This window comes from Streptomyces sp. NPDC059909 (assembly GCF_042730885.1).
Taxonomy (GTDB): domain Bacteria; phylum Actinomycetota; class Actinomycetes; order Streptomycetales; family Streptomycetaceae; genus Streptomyces.
The window spans coordinates 13,194-33,367 of the sequence record NZ_JBHWKX010000071.1 but is presented as its reverse complement, the minus strand read 5'-3'; the positions used below and the strand labels follow the sequence as shown (position 1 = coordinate 33,367).

Genomic DNA, 20,174 nt, shown 5'->3' with positions numbered 1-20,174 from the left:
AGTGTTTCCGGCGGCCGCGACCGCCTTCCGGGCGCGGTCCGCCGACATCGTCGGCTGGTAGTCGCGCAGCACCCGCAGCCGTTCGGCCAGCGCGATCAACCGCACTGCGCAATGGTCGCCGCCGGCAAGGCCCGCCACGGCGAGTGGCGCAGGGCGGTGCCGTACGCCGAGAACGGGCCGGAAGGGGCGTCCAGCCGGGCCAGCAGTGCCCGCACCCGGCGGCCGCAGCTCCCCGAACCAGGACAACTGCGATCCGAGACAGCGGCTGCTCCCCGCACCTGCGGGGATGGTCCCTCGTTGGGGACGTCAGTGTCGGTGGCCACACCCTGCTCCCCGTACCGAGGATGGTGCAGTGCGCCCGCGGCACCGGCAATGCGGCGACACGCCCCCCGGGGCCGTGGCCATCACTCGGCTGCGGTAGCGGCATCCATTCTCGGGGCCCGGTGCCGCTGGTTTTGGGGCGACGATGCGGTAGAGGGGGTTGGGCTCGCCCTCACGCCGTCGACCGGCTTGAGATGGCCATACCGTGTCCTGCGCCCCTTGGCTTGCTGGCGATCACCATGCAGGATCAGGCGCCATGAGGCTTCTGGTGATGGGCGGCACGTGGTTTCTGGGAAGGTGCGTTGCGAAGGGCGCTGTCGCCCGAGGCTGGGACGTGACGACGTTCAACCGCGGTCGCTCCGGCACGGATGTGCCCGGGGTCAAACCTGTGCAGGGGGACCGCACCGTCGTTGACGATGTCGAGCGCCTCGCGGGGTATGGGCCATGGGACGCCGTGATTGACACCTCGAGCTCCGAGTTGCCGCCGAGAGACGTGCTCCTGACCGCGTCATGCCTCCGTGAGGCCGCAGCCCGATGGGTCCACATTTCCACTGTGTCCGTCTATGCGGGCTGGCCCCACCAACCTCTGTCCGATGCGTCGATCCTTCTCGACTGCCCGGCGGACGCCGACGAAACGTACGGCTACACCGGCGAGGACGGCAGTCCCACCCTGTACGGATTTCAGAAGGCCGGCGGAGAGCGCGCCGTCTCTGAGGCGTTCGGCGACCGGGCGGTGTTCATCCGGCCCGGCGTCATTCTGGGACCGGGCGAGTACGTCGGGCGCTTGCCGTGGTGGCTGACCCGCGCAGCGCGGGGAGGGAAGATCCTTGCACCAGCGCCCGCGGACCGGCGAATCCAGCCGGTCGACGTCCGCGACGTGGCAGCGTTTGCCCTGGACCAGGCCGCCGGGACGAGCAGCGGCGGCTACAACGTTGCCCACCCCGACGGCCTCACATTCGAGGAATTCGTGGCCGCCTGCCTGAGCGTGACGGGCGCAGCCGGACGGCCGGAGTGGGTCGCCCCGGATCTGCTCATCGAGCACGGCGTGAGGCAGTGGACCGAGCTGCCGTTGTGGCGCATCCATGCGGGCGTGTGGTCGGTCGACGCCGGCCGGGCGATCGCCGCGGGGCTTCGGTGCCGGCCACTGGTCGAGACGATCCGCGACACATGGACCTGGCTGCAGAACGACGGGCGCCCCGTGGACCACCCGCGATGGGCAGAACACGGGATCGCCCCGGAGAAGGAAGCGAAGATTATCGCCTCCCTGTGATCAGGCTTCGAGCGCGAGCGGTCCGTAGGGTGTCCCGAGCTGCCGCTGGGGCGCACCGCGGGTGAAGTCCTCCAGCTGTTCGCCGAGTTCCGTCGCCACAGCCGCGCCGTGCAAGTGAGGGCGCGCCAAGTATCGACGCAGTCCGGCGGCGCGGTTGACCAGGCCCGTCACACGGTGGTCGACCGGCACGGAGAGCACGGTCGCGAGTGCGTCGGCTGCACCGTCCAGGTCGTCCGACAGTAGCCTGGCCATCGCGAGATCGGCCGCCGCCTTTCCGAGAACCGTGGTCGAGCGCTGCTTGGGCGGCCGGCTTGCCGCAAGCTCGAGGGCGCGGCGCGCCGAGGCTTCCGCGCCCGGACCGTCGCCGAGGAGCAGCGCTGTGGAGGCGTTCGACATGGACACTCGCTCGCGGGTGAAGCCGAACTCTCCGCCCACGTCGTCGTGGAGTTCATCGGTGGCACCAGTCTCGACGTTCTCGGCTGCGCTCATTGCCCGCCGCGCGCTGGCCGTGTCGCCCAGGTGCCCGTACGCGCGGGCCTCGATGGCCCGCAGGCGCCGGGTGGCTACGTCGCCCAGCCCTGCGAAAGTGAGTGCCTGCCGGGCAAGCCCTGCGGCCTGGGACTGCTGGCCGGAGTAGTAGGCGATGTAGGCCAGGCTCCCTGCGGCGAAGGCCCGCAGCGGCTCGAAGCGGGCGGTCTCGCCGTACAGAGCCGCGGTGCGTGCCAGGCGCTTCGCACCGTCGAGCGCACCGAGGTCGAAGGCGGCCTGCGACAGGAGGGCAGAGGCCTGCCCGGCCAGGATGAGCAACGCCTGCTGCTGAGCGGGCACGGCGGTGTGGTCACGGCCGGCTTCTGCCTTCTCTCGCAGCGCTTTGGTCTCCTGCCACACAGTCTGAGGCGACTTGCTGCTGTAGGCACGGGCCAGCTCGTTAACGTCATCACGCAGCTGGTCCACGGTCAGGTCGGAGAGGGAGGCGGCAGCGGCGCCGCTGGCGTCTGCCTGTGCTTCTTGTGCGGTCATTGCGATCTCGGCTTCCAGGTCGAGCACGGGTACATCGGGATCCGCCAACTCCTTTGGGGGAGCGAAAAGACGTTCGGCCGGAACGTGGAATATCGCTTCGAGTACACGGCAAGCGTCAGGAGTGGGCAGTGTCTTGAGCTGACCGCTTGTCCAGCGGCGAAACTGCGACTCCCCAAGGGTGAGGTTCCGTGCCCTCGGCCCGAGAACCTTCTCCGCAGTCCTGACGAACTCTGCTTCGAACGTTGCCCACGTCATCTTCTGCTGGCCGATCAAGACCTTCAGCAGCGTCCTCGGGTTGCCCACCATGGCCCCCAGTTCTCGAGCTTCGTTCCCGGTCTGCCAGTCCGGCGAATCCCTGCCGAATGAGGGGACTACGCTCGCCGCCGGCCTGACAACTGGCCCTGTGTAAAAGCTACTTACAAGCTACCCAGAGCCCACTTTCGCCGCGCGGAAGCGGTCCAGAAGCTCCCCGTGAAGCGATGGCGAAGCTACTGGCCGCCGGTGGACTCTGATCACCCGTTACTGCTGAGAGTGTCGACCCAAACACATTCCTATGTCAGGAGTGAACCGTGCATCCGAGAACTGTTGATCCCACGACGTTGCGCAGCGCCTGCGTCACTGCTGCCGTCGTCGTCCGCGAATGGTCTCGGACGTTCGAACCACTGCCGGGTGCCGGCACGCTTGCTCGGTTACATACACGCACGCGGCTCACGATGTTCCGGTGGACGGGCAACGACGAAGCCGCCGCCACCATCGCGGGCTTCCTCACGGCCAACGCCGTTGCGCACGCGGGCCCCGGACTGCTGCACGATCGTCGGTGCCTCGGCCTTCGCCTCGCCATCACTGAGAAAGCTGAACTGCTGGGCGACGTCTCCGACCCCCTCCCCGAGTTCAAGGACTTCGACCGCGCCGTCGCCGGCGAACGCGGGCGCGACCTGTGGCGGGTCGGCCTGCTCGGGGGCGAACTCTCCTGGTTCCTCGTCAAGAGCGGCGGGAAGACCGTACGCGCTCGCCTGGCGCCGGAGCCGGTGTGAGTATGAGTGCCCGCCTCCGCCCCACGCCTCCTGCCACCGACATGCAGGGTCTGGCCCAGCGCATCCGTGCGCTCATCGGCATTGAGGCACAACACGAATGGGTGTCTGTACCGCTCGGCGGCAGGTTGTTCGACGTCGTCATCACGGCGTCTGGGACCCTTGGCCGTGCCGCCGTCGCCCGCATGGATGACATCCAGCTGGGAATCTGCGGCCCGGTCATCGAGGACCCTGAGCAATCCCTGCTGTTCTGGCTCGTGCCATCCGGCACCAGCGCCGGATGGCAGCCGGACCTGTACAGCGTCGCCTTCGGCGCACCCTGGGTGCTTCCGTTGCCGCGGCTCAGCCGCAGGAAGCCGCCTGGACTCCACTGGCTGCGCGAGTGCCGAAGTGACCGTCTGGTCCCGCCTCTGCAACTGCGGCGTCTCCTCGGCCAGGGCAGCCTCGCCCCGCTCCCGGTCGCGGCTACCGGGCCACCACTGCAGACCTCCATGCCTGCTGGCGGATGACCTCCCACCCGCCAGCAGGCACGGGCTCCACGCACCGTTCGCAGCCATGCTCCCCAACAAGCCCCCTTCGTGCCGGCCGACCCCCGAACTGGCACGAAGGGCCCCCTTTCCAAGGAACCCTCCGTGTGCCAACACCAGCCCCCGTGCCCCACCTCCGACGCCGCCGACCGGGAAGCCGCGCGCCTCGTGGCACCTCATCCCGAGCAGGGCTGGAGCCTGTTGCGCAACGGCGTCCTGCTGTTCGACGACACCGGAGAACTCCTGCCCGACGGCGAGATCATCGCTCCGCACCGACCAACCGGAGCCGCCGCATGAGTCGCCCCCGGCAGTACAAGCAGAACGGCCTCGTCGTGCCGTACATCACCGCGTGGACCTCCGAAGAGACTGCGGCCCCCAATGTGGAGCGGCGGATCGGGAAGGGCGGCGCAGGACTCGGCTTTCGTGACGAGACGGAGTACGACCGGGACCCCGAGGGCGCTCTGTGGGTCCGGCAGGCAATCGCCCCAGGGAAGGGCCGCGCACGATTCGACACCGTGCATGCCCTCCGGCAACGGCGCGCGATGCAGCATCTGCTTTGCCAGGTATGCGGCGTATCCGTGCTCGAGGAAGGCACGGGGCGGCACCTGTTCGTGCTCAAGGAAGTCGGCCGGCCGGTGGCGGAAGGAGAGACGACCACGGCGCCGCCGGTATGCGAGTCATGCGCGCCGATCGCCGCCCGATCCTGCCCTCTCTTACGCGCCGGGCACGTCGCCGTCTGGGTGGAACAGCCACTTGCCTGGGGTGTCTCCGGCGTCCTCTACGACTCCAGGACTCTGCGCCGCATTCCGGGGGACACGCTCGTCGACGTCGCCTACGGCACCCCCGAGATCCGCTGGATCGTCGCCTCCCGGATGCGGGTCGCCCTGCACGACTGCACGGCGGCCGACATCAGACACCTCCTGCCCGCGGCTGAATCCGAGGCCTGCGGCGTCCCCTGATCCCCTGACCCCGGTGTCCAGGGCGGGGCCCGCGAATTCCCGCAAGACCGCCGCCGTGCCGCCGGGGCTGGGTGCACCAAATGCAAGCACCACAACCAATCCAGAAACAGGAGAAGCAGAATGACCACAGCAACCATCCCGTTCGCCGCCCGTGCCGCGGCTCCGCCGTGCCTGGTCACCACGTCGATCGAGGGCGTGCGGTGGAACGCGGACCGCCAGATCAACATGGCCGCCGACGGCACGCCCTGGCACACCATGCCGCAAGCCGCCTCGACGACCGACACGAACCTGGACGGCCAGGGCGACGACGTCCAGGACCCGTACTACGCATCGGCATCATGAGCACCGCCGCCCGCCCTGTGCTCGTCGTCGCTGAGCAGCTCGACGCGGCGGCCGACATGGTCGTCGACCAGCTCAACCAGCGCGACGTGCCCGTGATGCGGTTCGACGTCGCCGACTTCCCACAGCAGCTCACCCTCGCCGGCACTCATCTGCCGCAGGATCCGGGCTGGGAAGGAACCATTGACGACGGGCGCCGGACGGCGCGGCTTGAGGAGGTGCGGGCCGTCTACTGGAGGCGGCCCGCACGTCCCCTCATCGCCGGCACCGTCCCCGAGCCCTACGCCACATGGGCGCAGAACCAGGCAGACGCGGCGATCCTCAACGTGCTCGCCGCCCTTCCAGGCGTGCCGTGGATCAACAACCCGCACGCCGACCGCCTCGCCGCCCACAAGCCGCAGCAGCTCGTTGCCGCGACCCGCTGCGGACTGACGGTGCCCCGCAGCATCATCACCAACAGCCCAGACGCAGCACGACGCTTCGCGAAGGAAGTGGACGGTCCGCTGATCTGCAAACCCATCCTCGGCGGCCGCCTCGACGTCGGCGGGGAGCGCCGCCTGATGGTGGCCACCCACCGCGTCGACCCGACCGACTTCGACGACAGCATCCGCACCACCGCCCACTACTTCCAGGAGGACATCCCCAAGGCGTACGAAGTGCGCCTGATCGCCGTCGGTGACCAGGTCTTCGGCGGCAAACTGATCACGACCAGCGAGGCCGCTGGTACCGACTGGCGAACCGACTACCACCACATCGAGTACGACACCGTGCACGTCCCCGACGACGTCGCGACCGCGGTGCGCCGGTTCCTCGCCTACTACGGCATCGCGTTCGGAGCCTTCGACTTCGCCGTGACCCCCGCGGGAAGGTGGGTGTTCTTCGAGAACAATCCCGCCGGCACCTGGGGATGGGTCGAAAACCGCACGGGCCTGCCCATCGCTGCGGCACACGCCGAGTACCTGTTAGGAGCTACCGCATGAACTGGCCCGACAACGGCGCCTCCGCTGCCGCACGCCAGCAGCTGGCCGCCGCCCTCGTCGCAGGGCGCCCGAGCGAATGGAGCGACGCGTTCGCCTCCGTCCCCCGACACATGTTCGTGCCCCGCTTCTACCGGCAGAACGCCGAAGGGGCGTGGCAGTCGGTGACCTGGGGAGAGCCCGGCTACCTCGAGACGGTCTACAGCGACGCAGCGCTGACGACGCAGCTCGACGACCGCGGCGTCCCCACCAGCTCCTCCAGCCAGCCCTCCCTCATGCTGAGCATGCTCGAGGCCCTGGACGCCACCGAGGGGCATCGGGTGTTCGAGCTGGGGACCGGCACCGGCTACAACCTCGGGCTGCTCGCCCACCAGCTCGGCGACGCCAACGTCACCAGCGTCGACATCGACCCCGGACTCATCGAGGACGCGGTCCGGCACCTGCAGCACGCGGGCTTCAACCCGACAGTGGCCGTCGGTGACGGTGCGCAGGGCTACCCGCGCCGCGCGCCGTACGACCGCATCATCTCCACCGTGGGCCTGCACATGATTCCGCAGCCGCTCCTGCATCAGGCGAGCCCTGGCGCGGTCCTCGTCGTCCCTCTCGGATACGGCATCATGCGTGCCACCGTCACCGGACCGGGCCACGCCACAGGCAGGTTCCTGACCACGCCGGCGCACTTCATGGCCCGGCGCACCAACGGTGCGGCACCGCAGTTCGAGGCAGCAGATCAGCAGTCGCCCACCGACAGCAGCGTGCCGGCCGAGGCCCTGCTGGGACGGCTGAAGTTCGCGGCGTCGTTGGCCCTGCCCGGCTACAGCTCGTGCTCCTGGCGCGATGAAGGAGGGCAGCTCGAGGCAGTGGGCCTCTGGACCCCTGACGGCTCGACCGCCATCGCGCACGTCTCCGGAGCCGTCCGGCAGACCGGACCGCAACAGATCTGGGACACCGTCGAGGACCTGGACAAGGTCTTCGGCAGCGAACCGGCTCGAGACGAGTTCGTTCTGACCGTCACCCCGACCCGACAGACCGTGTCCTACGGGGACACCGACGGCCCCAGCTGGGCGCTTCCCACCGCCCTGTGACATCCAGCGACCCGATGGCTGCTGCTCCGATAGGGGCCGCAGTCATCGGCATTTGATATCGCGCGGTCGACACCTTGCGGCCACCGCCGCCAGAAACGCCGGTCACACCGGCGCCAGCTACACCAAGCTCGGCGCGCTGTACGCGCGCACCGGATCCGGGCGCATCCTGTAGGCCGCGTGCCACCGGCGCCCTCCACCCCATCCCCCCTGGAACCGGGCCGGAACATCCACAACGGCCCGACAAGGAGCGAACGACCACGTTCCATCCCGGTTCCCCCTGCCTTTACGCCCCCCATCTGGTTTCCGGATATCGGCAACCATTCCCGCCCCTCGAAAGTCCCACTTCTCGTCCGTCCCGCCTGCGTGCCCCACCGCGATGGCTCTGGAACCACTCAGGAGCTCACGCCTCATGTCCCAGCAGTTCCCCGGCCCCGGCCACAACCAGCCCCAGCAGCCCCAGTGGGGGCATCAGCACTACGGCCACACCGCAGGGGGCCGGGATCGTTCCAGCCGCAGCCCTCGAAGAAGAAGCTGTCAGGCTGGGCTATCACCGGCATTGCCGTCGCCGGGTTCTTCGTCTTCATGGTCGTCCTCGGCGCGATCGTCGGCCCCCAGGACACCGACACCACCAGCAGCGACAAGAAGGCGGCTACGTCGACGTCCGTCCCGGCAGCGCGCCTCCACCGGCAGATAAGCCGGCCGCAGCTCGCGCACCCGCTCCCGCAGGATCGTCAGCCCCCGCTCCCAGCCGATCCGCTCCGCGATCACCGTCACGGGCATCGTCGGGGTCTGTTTCAGCAGCTCCCGCACGGCTGGCTCCACCGCGTCCACCGCCGAGCCCTTCGGCGCCCGCCGATACCGCGGCGGACGGTCCGAGGCCAGCGCCCGCAGCACGGTGTTCCTGGAGATCCCCAGCTGACGGGCCACCGCGCGAGCCGACAGCCCCTCCATCCGGTGATCCATATCGGGCTGCCGGGCGGCGGTGCGTGCGGTCAGCTCCAGCCAAGTGTCCTCGTCGAGAGCCTCGGCGAACGCGAAGTGGCCGGCTCCACGCAGCGCTGCGGCTGGAAGCCGGGCGTCGAGGGCGGCTCGCCACACGGCTGCGGCCCCCTGCGCTCAATCGGCGGGCTCGGATCCCTTTCGGCCGAGAGCGACACCGTTGGCCGACCCGGCTGTTCTGCCTGCAGCAGAGACGCAGGAACACGTGCCTCCGTCGGCTGGTCGCCTGGGAGGGCACGTGTTCCTGTGCGTGCGGTGTCAGCCGATGGCCTGGCGGGTTTTCCACCAGCTGGTCTGGCCGATGATTTCGGTGCCGGATCCTGAAAGTATGGTTCTGCCGCCTGCGTAGAAGCGCAGGGAGCCGTCGGATCGGACGGTCCAGATGTCCGGGATGGAGTCCCCGTTGGCGTCCGGGGTGCCGATCAGCAGAGGGATGCTGGTGCTGGACCAGCCGGCGGAGCCGTATTCGACGTCGGTTCCGCCCTCGGAGTTGGCTGCGTACGCGAGCGAGTTCAGGTCGACGCTGCCGCCTGCGGCTGCGATGCCGATGCGCAGGTACAGCTTGGAGGTGCCGTCGCTGCGGAAGACGAGATCGGTGACGCCGTCGCCGGAGATGTCCTGGGCCGTGACGATGTTGCGGATTTCCCAGCCCGAGGAGGCGAGGCGAGTTGCCTGGTCGATGGTGGCGCCGTGGTAGCCGGTGAAGACCCACAGTTCGTCGTCGATGGTGGCGAAGAAGTCGGTCTTGCCGTCTCCGGTGGCGTCGCCGGCGGAGACGATTTGGGTGAGGGTGGCGGGGGCGGGGGCGCCGTCCGGCAGCAGGATCTCGCGCCGTTTGTCGACGTTGACGCCGCCGTAGCCGTCGCTGGGGTAGACCCACAGTTTGTCGTCGACGCGGGCGACGAGGTCCTGGAGGCCGTCGCCTCCGTAGATGTCACCGTTGTGGGTGATCAGTGCGTCGTCGAAGTGGCCGGAGGGGGCGGCGATGTAGGAGGGCAGGTCGTCGCCGTTGGGGTCCTTGTTGGGGTTGTTGCGGTAGGCGCCGGACATGGAGTAGTCGAGGTCGCCGCTGCCTCTCGTGAGGTCGTTGGTTGCCTGGGAGGGGTAGAGGAGAAGGTTGCCGTTCTCGGTGACGGTCAGCAGGTCGGGGAGCTTGTCGCCGGTGAAATCTCCGGGGGCATCGGCCTGGTCGCGCGGGGTGACGTAGAAGAAGTATTTGGTCGGATCGGAGACGTTGCCTGCACCGTCGACGGTCCTCACGTAGAGCACGTTGGGGCCCGCGGTGGGCGGCTTGGCATTGGTGATTGTCGCGCTGACGCTGGTCGACGTGCCGGCGGTACGGGCGAGGGAAAAGGGATAGCTGGCGGAGTTGAAGCCGTATTCGTAGCGCACGACGTCACTGCTCAAGGCACGCACGGTGAAGGAGCCTGGGGTGCCGAACTTCTTGGTGCTCCAGATGGCGTCTTCAGGATCGGAGCTGAAGCCGTTCTCTTTACCGTCGGCGTTGGGGAAGTCGGTGGAGTCGACCTTGGGCGGCTTGGGCGCTGCCGTGTCGAAAATGAACCGGCAGGGTGTGTTCTTGGGCGAGTAGCTGGAGGTTGCTCCCGCGTCGTCGATGGACCTGGCGCGCCAGGAGTACACCGTGCCGTTGACGAGCGAGTCGGTGGAGAAACCGGGCGTCGTGCGACGGGCCGATTCGGTGTCTGCGCCGACGGACACCTTGCCGGTGGACTTCAGCAGATCGCCTGTGGTGGACAACTTGCCGAGCGGCCAGAGGTCGAAGTCGATGTAGTCGAGGTTCTTGTCCTTGTCCTTGGCCGAGGCGGTGAAGGTGATCTCACCCGCGCCCATGCGGGCGTACGGCTCGGTGGTGGTGCACTTGGCGTCCGGGCCCAGGTCGAGAGAGGTGGGCGCATCGGGACGTCGGTTGTAGACCAGCTCGAGAACGGGGGAGTTCTCGCCGTTGGCCATGAACTTCTTCCAGGAGTACTGCGACGTCTCATTGACCGCACGCATGCCGAAGGTGATGCTGCTCTGGCCCTTGTCGGCGGCCTTCTGCGCGGCCTTCTTCACATCGAACGTCTCGTAGGCGTCGCGGCAGCCGGACTTGTAGCCGTGAGCGAAGCTCCTCGTAGCGATCTTGTTGCCGTCGTAGAGCTTGGGCGCGTTCTTCCAGTTGGTCCTGGAGGTGATCGCACCGGTGAGGTGCACGCTCATGGCGCGGTCGTCGCATGACCAGGAGTAGGTTTCCAGGACCCGCAGCTTGGCACGGGAGATGACGGCGCCCTGGAGGGTCTTGTCGAAGTCGATGTTGAAGAACGAGCGTGAGGTGCCCCAGGTGTCGGACTCGAAGCCGACCCGCGCCTCGTGGGTGCCGTTCTTGTTGAAGCCCTTGCCGTTGTAGAAGGTGGCGTCGGGGTGGCGGTTGTAGGCAGTGGTCCAGTTCTGGGTGTGCTTCTTGACCGAGGGGTCGATGAACACCGGGAAGACCGTGGACGGGTCGGCCAGGAGATCGGCATCCGGGGTGAGGACCCAGTTCGCGCCGGACAGGTCGGCGTCGACCAGCGCACCGTGGGAGTCGGGAGACGGCCCGTCAAGTCCAGGAAGCGACAGGGTGGCCGCCGAGCCGGACTGCGAGGGGGCCGGTGTCGGCTCGGCCGGTGCCGAGGGCAGCGGCGACTCAGAGATCGACGGGGCCGGCTCGTCGCTCGCCGAGGGCAGCGCCTCGGCGTACGGGTCGGTCTGCTCGTCGGACTCGGACGCGTCATCGGTGCTCGCCGAGGGCGACGGTGCCTCAGAAGCAGGCGCGGTCTCGGAGGGCAGGACTTCGGGTGCGGTGGGTTGCGCGGTGGCGCCGACCTCGCCGTCGGTGACGGCGGGAGCGCCGGCGCTGTCCCACATCAGCGGCGAGGGCGAGAGTGCCACTTCGTCGCCGTAGGAGTCCTCGGCGCTGACGATGTCGGATCTCGGATCCAGCCGGAAGGTGAGGGTGGGCGACGTCAGGCCGTAGGAGAGCTGGGTGACCCGGGGGTCGGCCGCGGCGGCGGGGTTCTTCACCACAAGCAGCTGGGCGAAACCGTCGTCGTCCGCGGTGAGCACCAGGTCTGCGCCTGGGATGATCTCGGGGTACAGCGCCCGGTTGGTGTCGATGATCGGCTCTGGGATCGGGCCGGGCCAGGTGAGCTGGATGTCGTGCCCGTCGGAGTGCAGCGTGACCAGCGGGCTCGCGGTCGGATCCGCCTCGGCCACCGTGCTCTTGAGCAGCGAGATGCGGCGCACTGTCGTGCGCGATGCTCGCTCCTTGCCCTGCTTGCCGACGCGTGTGCCGGGGGAGAAGACCAGGCTGGTGTTGGTGGCCTTCGGCTCCCAGCCCCGACCGGTGCGGTGCAGCGAGCGGTCGATCGGCTTCCATTCTCCGCCGACCTTGGCGCGGATGGGCGAGACGTGGATCTCGCGGGACATCCGGCCGTCGGGGCGCGCCCAGGTGGTCGAGTAGGGCGTGCGCAGCGCGGTGGCCTCCACCCGTTTGCCGCTCTTTGCCGCGCGGGTGATGGCGTCGGCCTCGCTCACCTCGGAAGTAGCCGAGGAGGCAGATGAATTGGCCTCTGACCCGGAATCCGCGTACTCGAGTCCGGCATAGGTCAGCCCGGTCGCGGCGATGGCGGCCGCACAGGCTATGGCGATGGTGCGCCGGCCGGGCAGGCGGTATCGGCGTTGCGACATGGGCGAGGTCCCTTTCCCCCTCGGCACCGGAACACGGCGGAGCGCCGGCCGGAGATGCGATGCCGGTCACGCAGGTTGGGCATACGCGACGAGCGAGCCAGATCATGACCTACGTGGGGGCTGCCGTCACCTGCCGAGTCCTCTTCAGGGCTTGGCGCGTGAGCAGTCGCAGCAGCTCGGGCGCACGTGTCCGCGGCTGACGTGCACGCAGAGAGGCGGCACCAATAAGGTCATAGGGGTCATCATCTGGACATTGTGCGAGTGCTTTTGGCGTGATTCGGAATGGGGGATTCTGTAATCAGTCAGTAGTCGGCTCCGCTGCGTTTTTGATCATCAAGGGTGGGTTGATCTGGGCTGATCACGAGACGTCACTCCCTGCGCGGCTACGTGACGTGACGATCACCACATGATCGCGAACCGTCTGGATTTTCCTCACAGGCGCCTCACACAATCCGCATGTCTTGCATGAGCCTGTGCGGTCCAACCCTGGTACCGCTCTGAGTGGTCCGGGGGATCCTGGCGTGTCTCGTTCGTCTGTAGTGCGCCTTCGTCGACGTCGTATCCGCCGTGGCCTGGTGCCGACGCTAGGTGTCGCGCTGATGGTGGCATTGCTGCCCACGCAGGCCCTGGCAATCCCGCCGGACCCGGCCAAGGACGGGCGCGAGGAACTGGTCCTGGAAACCCTCGACCAGGACCAGCCCGTGCCGGGCGAGACCGTCAACACAAGCCTTGAGAGTCTGAAGACCGAGACGCCCGCTGATCTGCAGCAGGCCCCGGAGGGCACCACCACCGCGCCGCCCGCCGACACCGGTACCGTCACCTTCGGCTCGACCACGACCCCCGCCTCCGCACGCACGGTCAGCACGACCGATGCGGTGCAGACGGCCACCTCCCCAGTTGAAGACCTGCCCGTCAGCCTCGGCCAGGCGACCGGCGAGGCCGAGCCGACCGGGACTTGGCAGGTCAGCGTCGCCGACCGGACGGACCCCAAGACGCTGGGTATTGACGGAGCGGTGCTCGCCGTGGAGGCGCCGTCAACAGGCTCCGTGCCGGTGACGGTGCAGTTCGACTACGAAAAGTTCAAAAACCTCTACGGTGCCGACTGGGCCTCCAGGCTGCGCTTCGTTCAGTTCCCCGAGTGCTACTGGGACACCCCGGAGGACGAGGCGTGCCAGACCTACGAGGAACTCGAAACTGTCAACGACACTGACACCGAGACGGTCACCGCGACCGTTGACACCGCTGCAGACGGCACCATCACACCTGCCTCGGCTTCCTCTGTGGCCCGGACCGGCGGTACGGGCGTCATACAGGCCGGCTACCGCACGCAGGTTGCTGCTGTGGCCGGTGGCGACATGGCGGTTCTCGGTCTCACCGACTCGGGCGCCGGCAAGGGCGGCTCGTTCAAGGCGACCCCGCTGGTCTCCAGCGGCTCGTGGGCGGCCGGTGGCTCCTCCGGCGCCTTTACCTGGTCCTACCCGCTGGCCATCCCGCCGGCCCCTGCCGGGCCGTCTCCCAACGTCGCCTTCGAGTACAACTCGCAGACGGTGGACGGCAAGACAGCTGTTTCTTCCCCGCAGGCATCCTGGATCGGTGAGGGTTGGGACTACGACCCGGGCCACATCGAGCGCCGCTACCGTCCCTGCAAGGACGACACCGAGACCCTCCAAGCCGGGACCCCGAACAACACCGCCGCGAAGGACAAGACTTCCGACCTGTGCTGGGTGTCGTACAACGCCGTGATGTCGCTCAACGGCCGGACCACCGAACTGGTCCGCGTCGGCAACACCGACGTCTACCGCCCGCAGAACGACGACGGCACCCGGGTGGAGCTGAAGACCGGCGCCACCAACGCCGACAACGACGGTGAGTACTGGGTCGTCACCACCCGGGACGGCACCACGTACTACTACGGCCTGGACGCAGTAGGCGGTGGCCACGCCGCCACCGACTCGGTCTCCACCGTGCCCGTGTTCGGCAACCACCCCGACGAGCCGTGCCACACCAGCACCTTTGCGGACTCCCGGTGCGGGGCGGGCAAGCAGCAGGCGTGGAGCTGGGGCATGGACAAGGTCGTCGACGTCCACGGCAACGCGATGGTGATCGACTGGCACCAGTCCACCAACTACTACGCCGTTCGGAAGAAGTTCACGACGCCCGAGGCGTACGACCGAGCCGCCTACCCGGACCGCATCGAGTACGGAATGCGGTCCACGGACCTCACCAAGCCGTCCGCGAAGGTCGACCTGATCGCTGCTCAGCGATGCCTGACCTCCGCCACCGTCTGCGACGGCACCAACTTCGACAAGACCGACGACCCGGGCGCGTACCGCCCCTGGTGGGACAGCCCCGGCAACCTCAACTGCAAGGCCACTTCCAAGTTCTGCCCCGCCTTTCCCTCCTTCTGGACCCGGCTGCGCCTGTCCGCGGTCACCACCTACGCCCAGCGCGCGGGATCGAGCACCCTCCAGAAGGTAGACACATACACGCTCCACCAGTCCTTTCCCAAGGACTGGTACGACACCTCGCCCGGCCTGTGGCTGGACTCGATCACCCGCACCGGCTTCGGCCCAGGCGACACCACCGGCACTCCCCAATCCAAGGACGGCGTCAGCTTCGCCAAATACACGGTCGGCGCGTCCTCTCCACTGAACGCACGCCTGAAGGACCGTCAACTCCCCAATCTCGTTCCCTCAAGCTCCAGCGACAAGCGCCCAGGCTTCACCCGTCCGCGCATCGGCACAGTGGCCACCGAGAACGGCGGCGACATCGAGGTCGAGTACACCGGCGGCTGCCCCTCCGAACCCGCCACCGACAAGGGCAAGAGCAACGGCACCTGCTATCCGGTGCGCTGGTCCCCGGACGGGGCGGAAAAGACGCCGGCCAAGGCATGGTTCAACAAGTACGTTGTCGCTTCGGTCACCGAAACCGACAAGGTCACCACGCACGGCAAGCCCATCGTCACCTCCTACACGTACGACTCCCCGGCCTGGTCCAAGAACGACGACGAATTCACCCGTCCCTCCCTGCGCACCTACAGCAAGTGGCGCGGCTACCGTCAGGTCGCCACCACCAAGGGCAGCAAGACCACCTCCCAGAATGGTGAGATCCCTTCACAGTCCTACGGCGTCACCCGCTACTTCCAGGGCAACGGCGGCCCGCTCAAGGACTCCCAAGGCGCGGTGGAACTGGTCGCCGACGACGCCGAGCAGTACGCCGGCATGACCGCCGAGGTCATCACCTACGAACACACCGAAGGCGACCTGCTCAAGCGGGCCCTGACCTTCCCCCAGTCCAAGCAGACCGCCTCCCGCGCCCGCGAGGCCGAAGACGGCACAGACCTCGACCCACTCCTCGCCCACCGCACCTGGGTCGCCCGTACCGACGCCATCCAGACCCTCGACAACAGCTGGCAGACGGTCCGGACCGAGACGACCGTCGACGACACCTACGGACTGCCCACCCAGCTGCAGATGTCTGTCGTCAAGCCCAACGGCACCGGCGGCGAAACCCTCAGCAACCAGGTCTGCATGCGGACGAGCTACGTCCACAACACCACCGCCTGGATCATCGGCAAGCCCGAAGAAGCCCGTTCCACCGCAACGCCCTGTTCCGGCTACGCGACCGCAGACCCAGCAACCCAGCTCCTGAACTCAGTTCAGACGTCGTACGACGGGCAGGCCTGGCGAGTCCCCCCGACCAAGGGCCTCCCGACCTCCGTAGCGGAGATCAACGGCACGGGCACATCCCACCCCGTGGTGACCACGACGACCTACGACCCCCTGGGCCGGGTCCGGAAAGTCACCGCCCCGGAGACCGGAACCAGCGAAACCGTATACACCCCCGGCGACACCGGCGGACCCGTCACATCTGTCACCACCATCAACCCCAAGGGCCACACCTCCACCACGACCTACGACCCGGGCCGCGCACTGCCGCTGACGGTCACTGACACCAACGGCCGCGTCACCCGCAGCGAATACGACGCGCTCGGCCGCCTGATCAAGGGCTGGTCGCCCTCCCGCTCCTCCGGCGGCAAGAGCCCCGACGTCGAGATCAGCTACCAGACGGCACTGGCAACCGACGAGGACACCACCCCCGCCTCCATCACCGTCAAGACCCTGAAAGACGACGACACCTACAGCCACCAGGTGACGATCTACGACGGTCTGATGCGTGAGGTGCAGACCCAGTCAGAAGCCCACGGCGCAGGCCGGGTCATCGTCGACACCAAGTACAACGATCACGGCCTGCTCCGGGAGAAGACCGGCGGCTACCTCGTCAAGGGCTCCCCGACCACCAAGCTGTTCGCCCGCAAGTCCGAATCCCTGGTCCCGACTAAGACCAAGACTCGCTACGACGGCCTCGAGCGTGTCACACGCTCGTCCGTCTACTACGGCGAGGACTACCAGTACGCCTCGTACATCTCGTACGACAAGACGTCCGTCTTCACCAACCCCGCCGGCTCCACCGCCCCGTCCACGAAGACCTTCACCGACGCCTTGGGCCGGGTCACGTCGATCCGGCACTACTCCGCCGGCACCAGCGAGTGGCGGACCACCAGCTACTCCTACGACGCCCGCGGTGACCGCTCCAAGGTCACCGACCCGGCCGGCAACAGCTGGACCTACACCTACGACACCCGCGGCCGACTGAAGAAGTCCACCGACCCGGACACCGGCGAGTCCTCCTTCACCTACGACGACGCCGACCGCAAGATCAGCACCACCGACGCGCGCGGCAAGACCACCTACACCACCTACGACCAGCTGAACCGCGTCACTGCTGTCCGCGAAGGCTCTGCAACCGCTCCTCCCGTCAAGGAGTTCACCTACGACACCCTCATCGGCGCGGTCGGCCAGCCAGTCGCCTCCATCCGGCACACCGCTGGCGGCGACTACATCAACCGCATCACCAGCTACGACACCGACTACCGGGCCACCGGCCGCGAAACCGTCATCCCCTCCAACACGATGACCGCCGGCCTGTCGGGCACCTACCGGAACCTGTACACCTACACCCCCACCGGCAAGCCCCTGTCCGTCAGCCTCCCGGCCAAGGGTGGCCTTGCCGCCGAGAAAGTCATCACCCGCTACGACGCCGAGGGCATGCCCGAGTCCACCTCCGGCCTCGACTGGTACACCTCCGACGTGACCTACTCCCCGTACGGCGAGGTACTGCGCACAGTCAGCGGCCCACAGCCCTACCGCGTGTGGACGACCAACTTCGTCGACCAGCACACCGGCCGCCTCCAGCGCACGGTCACCGACCGCGAAACCGCCAACACCCACCGAATCGCTGACAGTTACTACTCGTACGACACCTCGGGCACCATCACCTCCAACGCCCGTAAACTCACCGACTCCACCGGCTCGACCTGGGACAACCAGTGCTACACCTACGACGCACTTGGTGAACTGGTCCACGCCTGGACGTCCAACATCACCCCCGACGCCTCCGGCACCGGCTGCCGCTCGTCCGGAGGCACCAACTGGGGCTACCGCACCGACGGCCTGCCCTCCAGCGGCCCCGTCGCCAATGCCCCCAATGCGGCCAGCGACACCACCGGCCCCGACACGGCGCTGGCCGACTCCCTCAACGCAGCAGCACCCGCCACCGGCACGGTCGCTACCGTCTCCACGAGCCCCAACCCGAACCCCAACGCCTATCGCCAGTCCTTCACCTTCGACTGGCTCGGCAACCGGGCAAGCCTCATCGAGCACAACACGGCCGACGCCACGAAGAACGTCACCTTCACATACGGCTACGGCACCACTGGGCCCACCACACAGCCGCACACCCTGTCCTCGATCAGCTCCACCCCCTCCGGCCAGGGCAGCACCTACACCAGCGACGCAGTCGGCAACACCGAAACCCGCGCACCCCCCGGCATCAACCAGGACCTCGACTGGACCGCGGAGAACAAGCTCGACACGATCACCAGCAACGGTGTCAAGACGAGTTACGTCTACGACGCCGAGGGCAACCGCATCCTGGAGAACTCGCCCTCAGGCTCCACCCTCTACCTGGGTGAAACCGAACTCACCACCGACGCCACCGGCAAGATCACCAGAGCCTCCCGCGGCTACGGCCACGCCGGCGCCCCCACCGTCGTCCGCACTACCACCAACGGCGCGACCACCGGCCACAAACTCAACGTCCTCATCTCCGACCACCTTGGCACCGCCAACACCACCGTCGAACTCGGCGGCACCCAGATGGTCACCCGCCGCGCCTTCAAGCCCTATGGAGAGGCCCGCGGTCCCAAGCCCTCCACCTGGCCCAACAAGCGCAGCTACCTCGGCGTCGGCATCGACGACGCCGCCACAGGCCTGACCCACATCGGAGCCCGCGAATACGACCAGGCCGCCGGCCGCTTCCTGTCCGCCGACCCCGTCATCGACATAGCCGACCCGCTCCAGATGAACGGGTACGCCTACAGCAGCAACAGCCCCATCAGCAATAGCGACCCCACCGGATTGTGCGCTGAACTGGACTGCCCCACCCGCCCCTGTGCCGTATGCGAAAACACAACACCCGGCGAGACGCCGTCAGATACACCTAGGGTAACCGCCAATCAGCAAGCAGCGAACGAAAGCGGGACCGGCGCCACGGCGACTACTGGCAGTGATGGTCCACTTCCGAGCCCGAGTCCGGGGCCGGAACCACTCCCCGGTCCGTACAAAGATGCAGCTATCAAGGACCCTGCACTTCAGGCTCTCAAGTGGATCTGGAACGAGGTTCTCGGTTTCGGCCCACCCGAGATGCAACTCATGTGCCAGGCGGATGGCACGTGTGAGTACCTTCCGCTCAAAGTGGGTGTCGTCCCTTGGGGTCCTGGGGGCAAGAGTGGTCTTCTAGGAAATGCGGGCCGGGCCGGCGCAGGCTTTAGCTTCGCGCAAGCGGTGAAGTCCTTGAAGGAATCGATTCGGTCACTTTCCTTCAAGAAGGGTGGGCCAACCTCCGGACTAGGCGTCGCTCCTGACGGGCGGATCTACCTCATCCACAGCGGAAACAAGGTACTCGACAAAGAGCTGCTGAAAATCGCCAACGAAAGACTCAGAGAGGTAGGTATCACAAGGGGTACGGCAACTTCGGCCCGTGCTAGCGATGCTGAACAGAAATTCGCTGCGATCATGATTCGGGACGGCATCAAAAAGGCCGAGGTCGTCATCAACAACCCTGCCGGGCCGTGCAGGCAGCCAATGGGTTGTGATCAAGTACTTAATGCCATGCTGGGCAACAGGCAACTCACAGTACACTGGCCGAACGGGCAAGGTGGCTACAGCTCGTGGACCTATGGAAATGGCCACGTAGGGATGGGTGGAAAGTGACGCACAACAGGGTTCAGGCGTACTATCGCGAACAGCATGCAGACGAACCATCGGTAGTCCGAACCCCTGAGGATGTCGACGCGCTGATCGACGCTCTTGCTACGGGCCCTGAGTTCGAGAACTTGGCTGTTCTGCACAGTTCGGAGCGTGAGCTTCTGCCGTCAGGATTTCCAGATCACGAGTTCATGGTTGGCGCCGACGGGAAACGACAGGTAGGGGTTCTGAGCTTCATGGACGAGAAGAACTTCGTCTCGCTCGGCTCTTCGGGGAGTAATGGAGGGCAGGTCACCTACTTTGTCGCAGAGAATCCGACCGAGTTTCCCGCCACCGCAGAAATCCCCCTTGCTCTGGTGCGTCAGGCCGCAAAGGAATTCCTTTTTTCCGGGGGGCGGCGTCCAACGTGTGTCCAATGGCAGGAGCCAGAAATCTGGTAATCGCTAAATTCTGATTCCGCCGGGGCACCGTCGATTCTGGCGAGCCGTGCGGCCGCGGGGCAACCAGCTGGATCTGGGTGCGGGTGGAAAGTCTGTCGGTGAGGTTCTTCTCAAGCAGGGGAGAGTGGATCGTCGCATTCATGACCATTTCGCCG

12 protein-coding genes and 1 pseudogene are annotated in these 20,174 nt (G+C 67.2%); 10 read left to right on the top strand and 3 right to left on the bottom strand.

Annotated features, from left to right (window positions below; translation table 11 throughout):
- Window positions 1-577 precede the first annotated feature (577 nt).
- Complete coding sequence (locus ACFV9O_RS32635) at window positions 578-1,591, top strand: NAD-dependent epimerase/dehydratase family protein (protein WP_385424302.1); 1,014 nt, start codon at window positions 578-580, stop codon at window positions 1,589-1,591.
- Here ACFV9O_RS32635 and ACFV9O_RS32630 read toward each other — a convergent pair whose 3' ends face one another.
- Window positions 1,592-2,917, bottom strand: coding sequence for a DNA-binding protein (locus tag ACFV9O_RS32630; protein ID WP_385424300.1), 1,326 nt, complete (start codon window positions 2,915-2,917; stop codon window positions 1,592-1,594).
- Between the two features lie 407 nt (window positions 2,918-3,324).
- On the opposite strand from ACFV9O_RS32630, the gene ACFV9O_RS32625 reads away from it, so the two are divergent.
- The 7 genes from ACFV9O_RS32625 to ACFV9O_RS32595 all read left to right on the top strand — a co-directional run bounded on the left by ACFV9O_RS32625 (window position 3,325) and on the right by ACFV9O_RS32595 (window position 7,529).
- The gene (locus tag ACFV9O_RS32625) at window positions 3,325-3,645 is read left to right on the top strand and encodes a hypothetical protein (protein ID WP_385424297.1); all 321 of its coding nucleotides are present in this window, start codon (window positions 3,325-3,327) and stop codon (window positions 3,643-3,645) included.
- Between the two features lie 2 nt (window positions 3,646-3,647).
- Window positions 3,648-4,151, top strand: a complete 504-nt coding sequence (locus tag ACFV9O_RS32620) for a hypothetical protein (RefSeq protein WP_385424296.1) — start codon at window positions 3,648-3,650, stop codon at window positions 4,149-4,151.
- 123 nt (window positions 4,152-4,274) lie between these two features.
- Window positions 4,275-4,466 carry a DUF5999 family protein gene (locus tag ACFV9O_RS32615; protein WP_385424293.1) on the top strand — a complete coding sequence of 64 codons (192 nt, stop codon included), beginning with the start codon at window positions 4,275-4,277 and terminating at the stop codon, window positions 4,464-4,466.
- Complete coding sequence (locus tag ACFV9O_RS32610; protein ID WP_385424290.1) at window positions 4,463-5,128, top strand: hypothetical protein; 666 nt, start codon at window positions 4,463-4,465, stop codon at window positions 5,126-5,128. Before ACFV9O_RS32615 ends, ACFV9O_RS32610 begins: the two co-directional genes overlap by 4 nt.
- Before the next feature lie 120 nt (window positions 5,129-5,248).
- Window positions 5,249-5,470 carry a hypothetical protein gene (locus tag ACFV9O_RS32605; RefSeq protein ID WP_385424288.1) on the top strand — a complete coding sequence of 74 codons (222 nt, stop codon included), beginning with the start codon at window positions 5,249-5,251 and terminating at the stop codon, window positions 5,468-5,470.
- Complete coding sequence (tgmB, locus tag ACFV9O_RS32600) at window positions 5,467-6,447, top strand: ATP-grasp ribosomal peptide maturase (protein ID WP_385424285.1); 981 nt, start codon at window positions 5,467-5,469, stop codon at window positions 6,445-6,447. The genes ACFV9O_RS32605 and tgmB overlap by 4 nt, the downstream gene beginning before the upstream one ends.
- On the top strand, window positions 6,444-7,529 hold the full coding sequence (locus ACFV9O_RS32595) for a methyltransferase domain-containing protein (RefSeq protein ID WP_385424282.1): 1,086 nt from the start codon (window positions 6,444-6,446) through the stop codon (window positions 7,527-7,529). The genes tgmB and ACFV9O_RS32595 overlap by 4 nt, the downstream gene beginning before the upstream one ends.
- 684 nt (window positions 7,530-8,213) lie before the next feature.
- Here the strand turns inward: ACFV9O_RS32595 and ACFV9O_RS32590 are convergent.
- A pseudogene (locus ACFV9O_RS32590) lies at window positions 8,214-8,492 on the bottom strand (IS21 family transposase); the annotation flags it as partial.
- A 294-nt stretch (window positions 8,493-8,786) separates the two neighbouring features.
- Window positions 8,787-12,251, bottom strand: a complete 3,465-nt coding sequence (locus ACFV9O_RS32585) for a DNRLRE domain-containing protein (protein WP_385424280.1) — start codon at window positions 12,249-12,251, stop codon at window positions 8,787-8,789.
- A gap of 599 nt (window positions 12,252-12,850) precedes the next feature.
- On the opposite strand from ACFV9O_RS32585, the gene ACFV9O_RS32580 reads away from it, so the two are divergent.
- Window positions 12,851-19,585: an RHS repeat-associated core domain-containing protein gene (locus ACFV9O_RS32580; RefSeq protein WP_385424277.1), complete on the top strand. Its 6,735-nt coding sequence runs from the start codon at window positions 12,851-12,853 to the stop codon at window positions 19,583-19,585.
- A complete protein-coding gene (locus tag ACFV9O_RS32575) occupies window positions 19,582-20,019 on the top strand; it encodes an Imm1 family immunity protein (protein ID WP_385424274.1) in 438 nt (145 codons plus the stop codon). Before ACFV9O_RS32580 ends, ACFV9O_RS32575 begins: the two co-directional genes overlap by 4 nt.
- The last annotated feature ends 155 nt before the right edge of the window (window positions 20,020-20,174 follow it).

Bases quoted from the DNA above. Each gene is read 5' to 3' on its own strand.
- tgmB (WP_385424285.1), top strand. From the start codon at position 5,467: ATGAGCACCGCCGCCCGCCCTGTGCTCGTCGTCGCTGAGCAGCTCGAC.
- ACFV9O_RS32610 (WP_385424290.1), top strand. From the start codon at position 4,463: ATGAGTCGCCCCCGGCAGTACAAGCAGAACGGCCTCGTCGTGCCGTAC.
- ACFV9O_RS32585 (WP_385424280.1), bottom strand. From the start codon at position 12,251: ATGTCGCAACGCCGATACCGCCTGCCCGGCCGGCGCACCATCGCCATA.
- ACFV9O_RS32625 (WP_385424297.1), top strand. From the start codon at position 3,325: ATGTTCCGGTGGACGGGCAACGACGAAGCCGCCGCCACCATCGCGGGC.
- ACFV9O_RS32630 (WP_385424300.1), bottom strand. From the start codon at position 2,917: ATGGTGGGCAACCCGAGGACGCTGCTGAAGGTCTTGATCGGCCAGCAG.
- ACFV9O_RS32595 (WP_385424282.1), top strand. From the start codon at position 6,444: ATGAACTGGCCCGACAACGGCGCCTCCGCTGCCGCACGCCAGCAGCTG.
- ACFV9O_RS32620 (WP_385424296.1), top strand. From the start codon at position 3,648: ATGAGTGCCCGCCTCCGCCCCACGCCTCCTGCCACCGACATGCAGGGT.
- ACFV9O_RS32580 (WP_385424277.1), top strand. From the start codon at position 12,851: ATGGTGGCATTGCTGCCCACGCAGGCCCTGGCAATCCCGCCGGACCCG.
- ACFV9O_RS32605 (WP_385424288.1), top strand. From the start codon at position 5,249: ATGACCACAGCAACCATCCCGTTCGCCGCCCGTGCCGCGGCTCCGCCG.
- ACFV9O_RS32635 (WP_385424302.1), top strand. From the start codon at position 578: ATGAGGCTTCTGGTGATGGGCGGCACGTGGTTTCTGGGAAGGTGCGTT.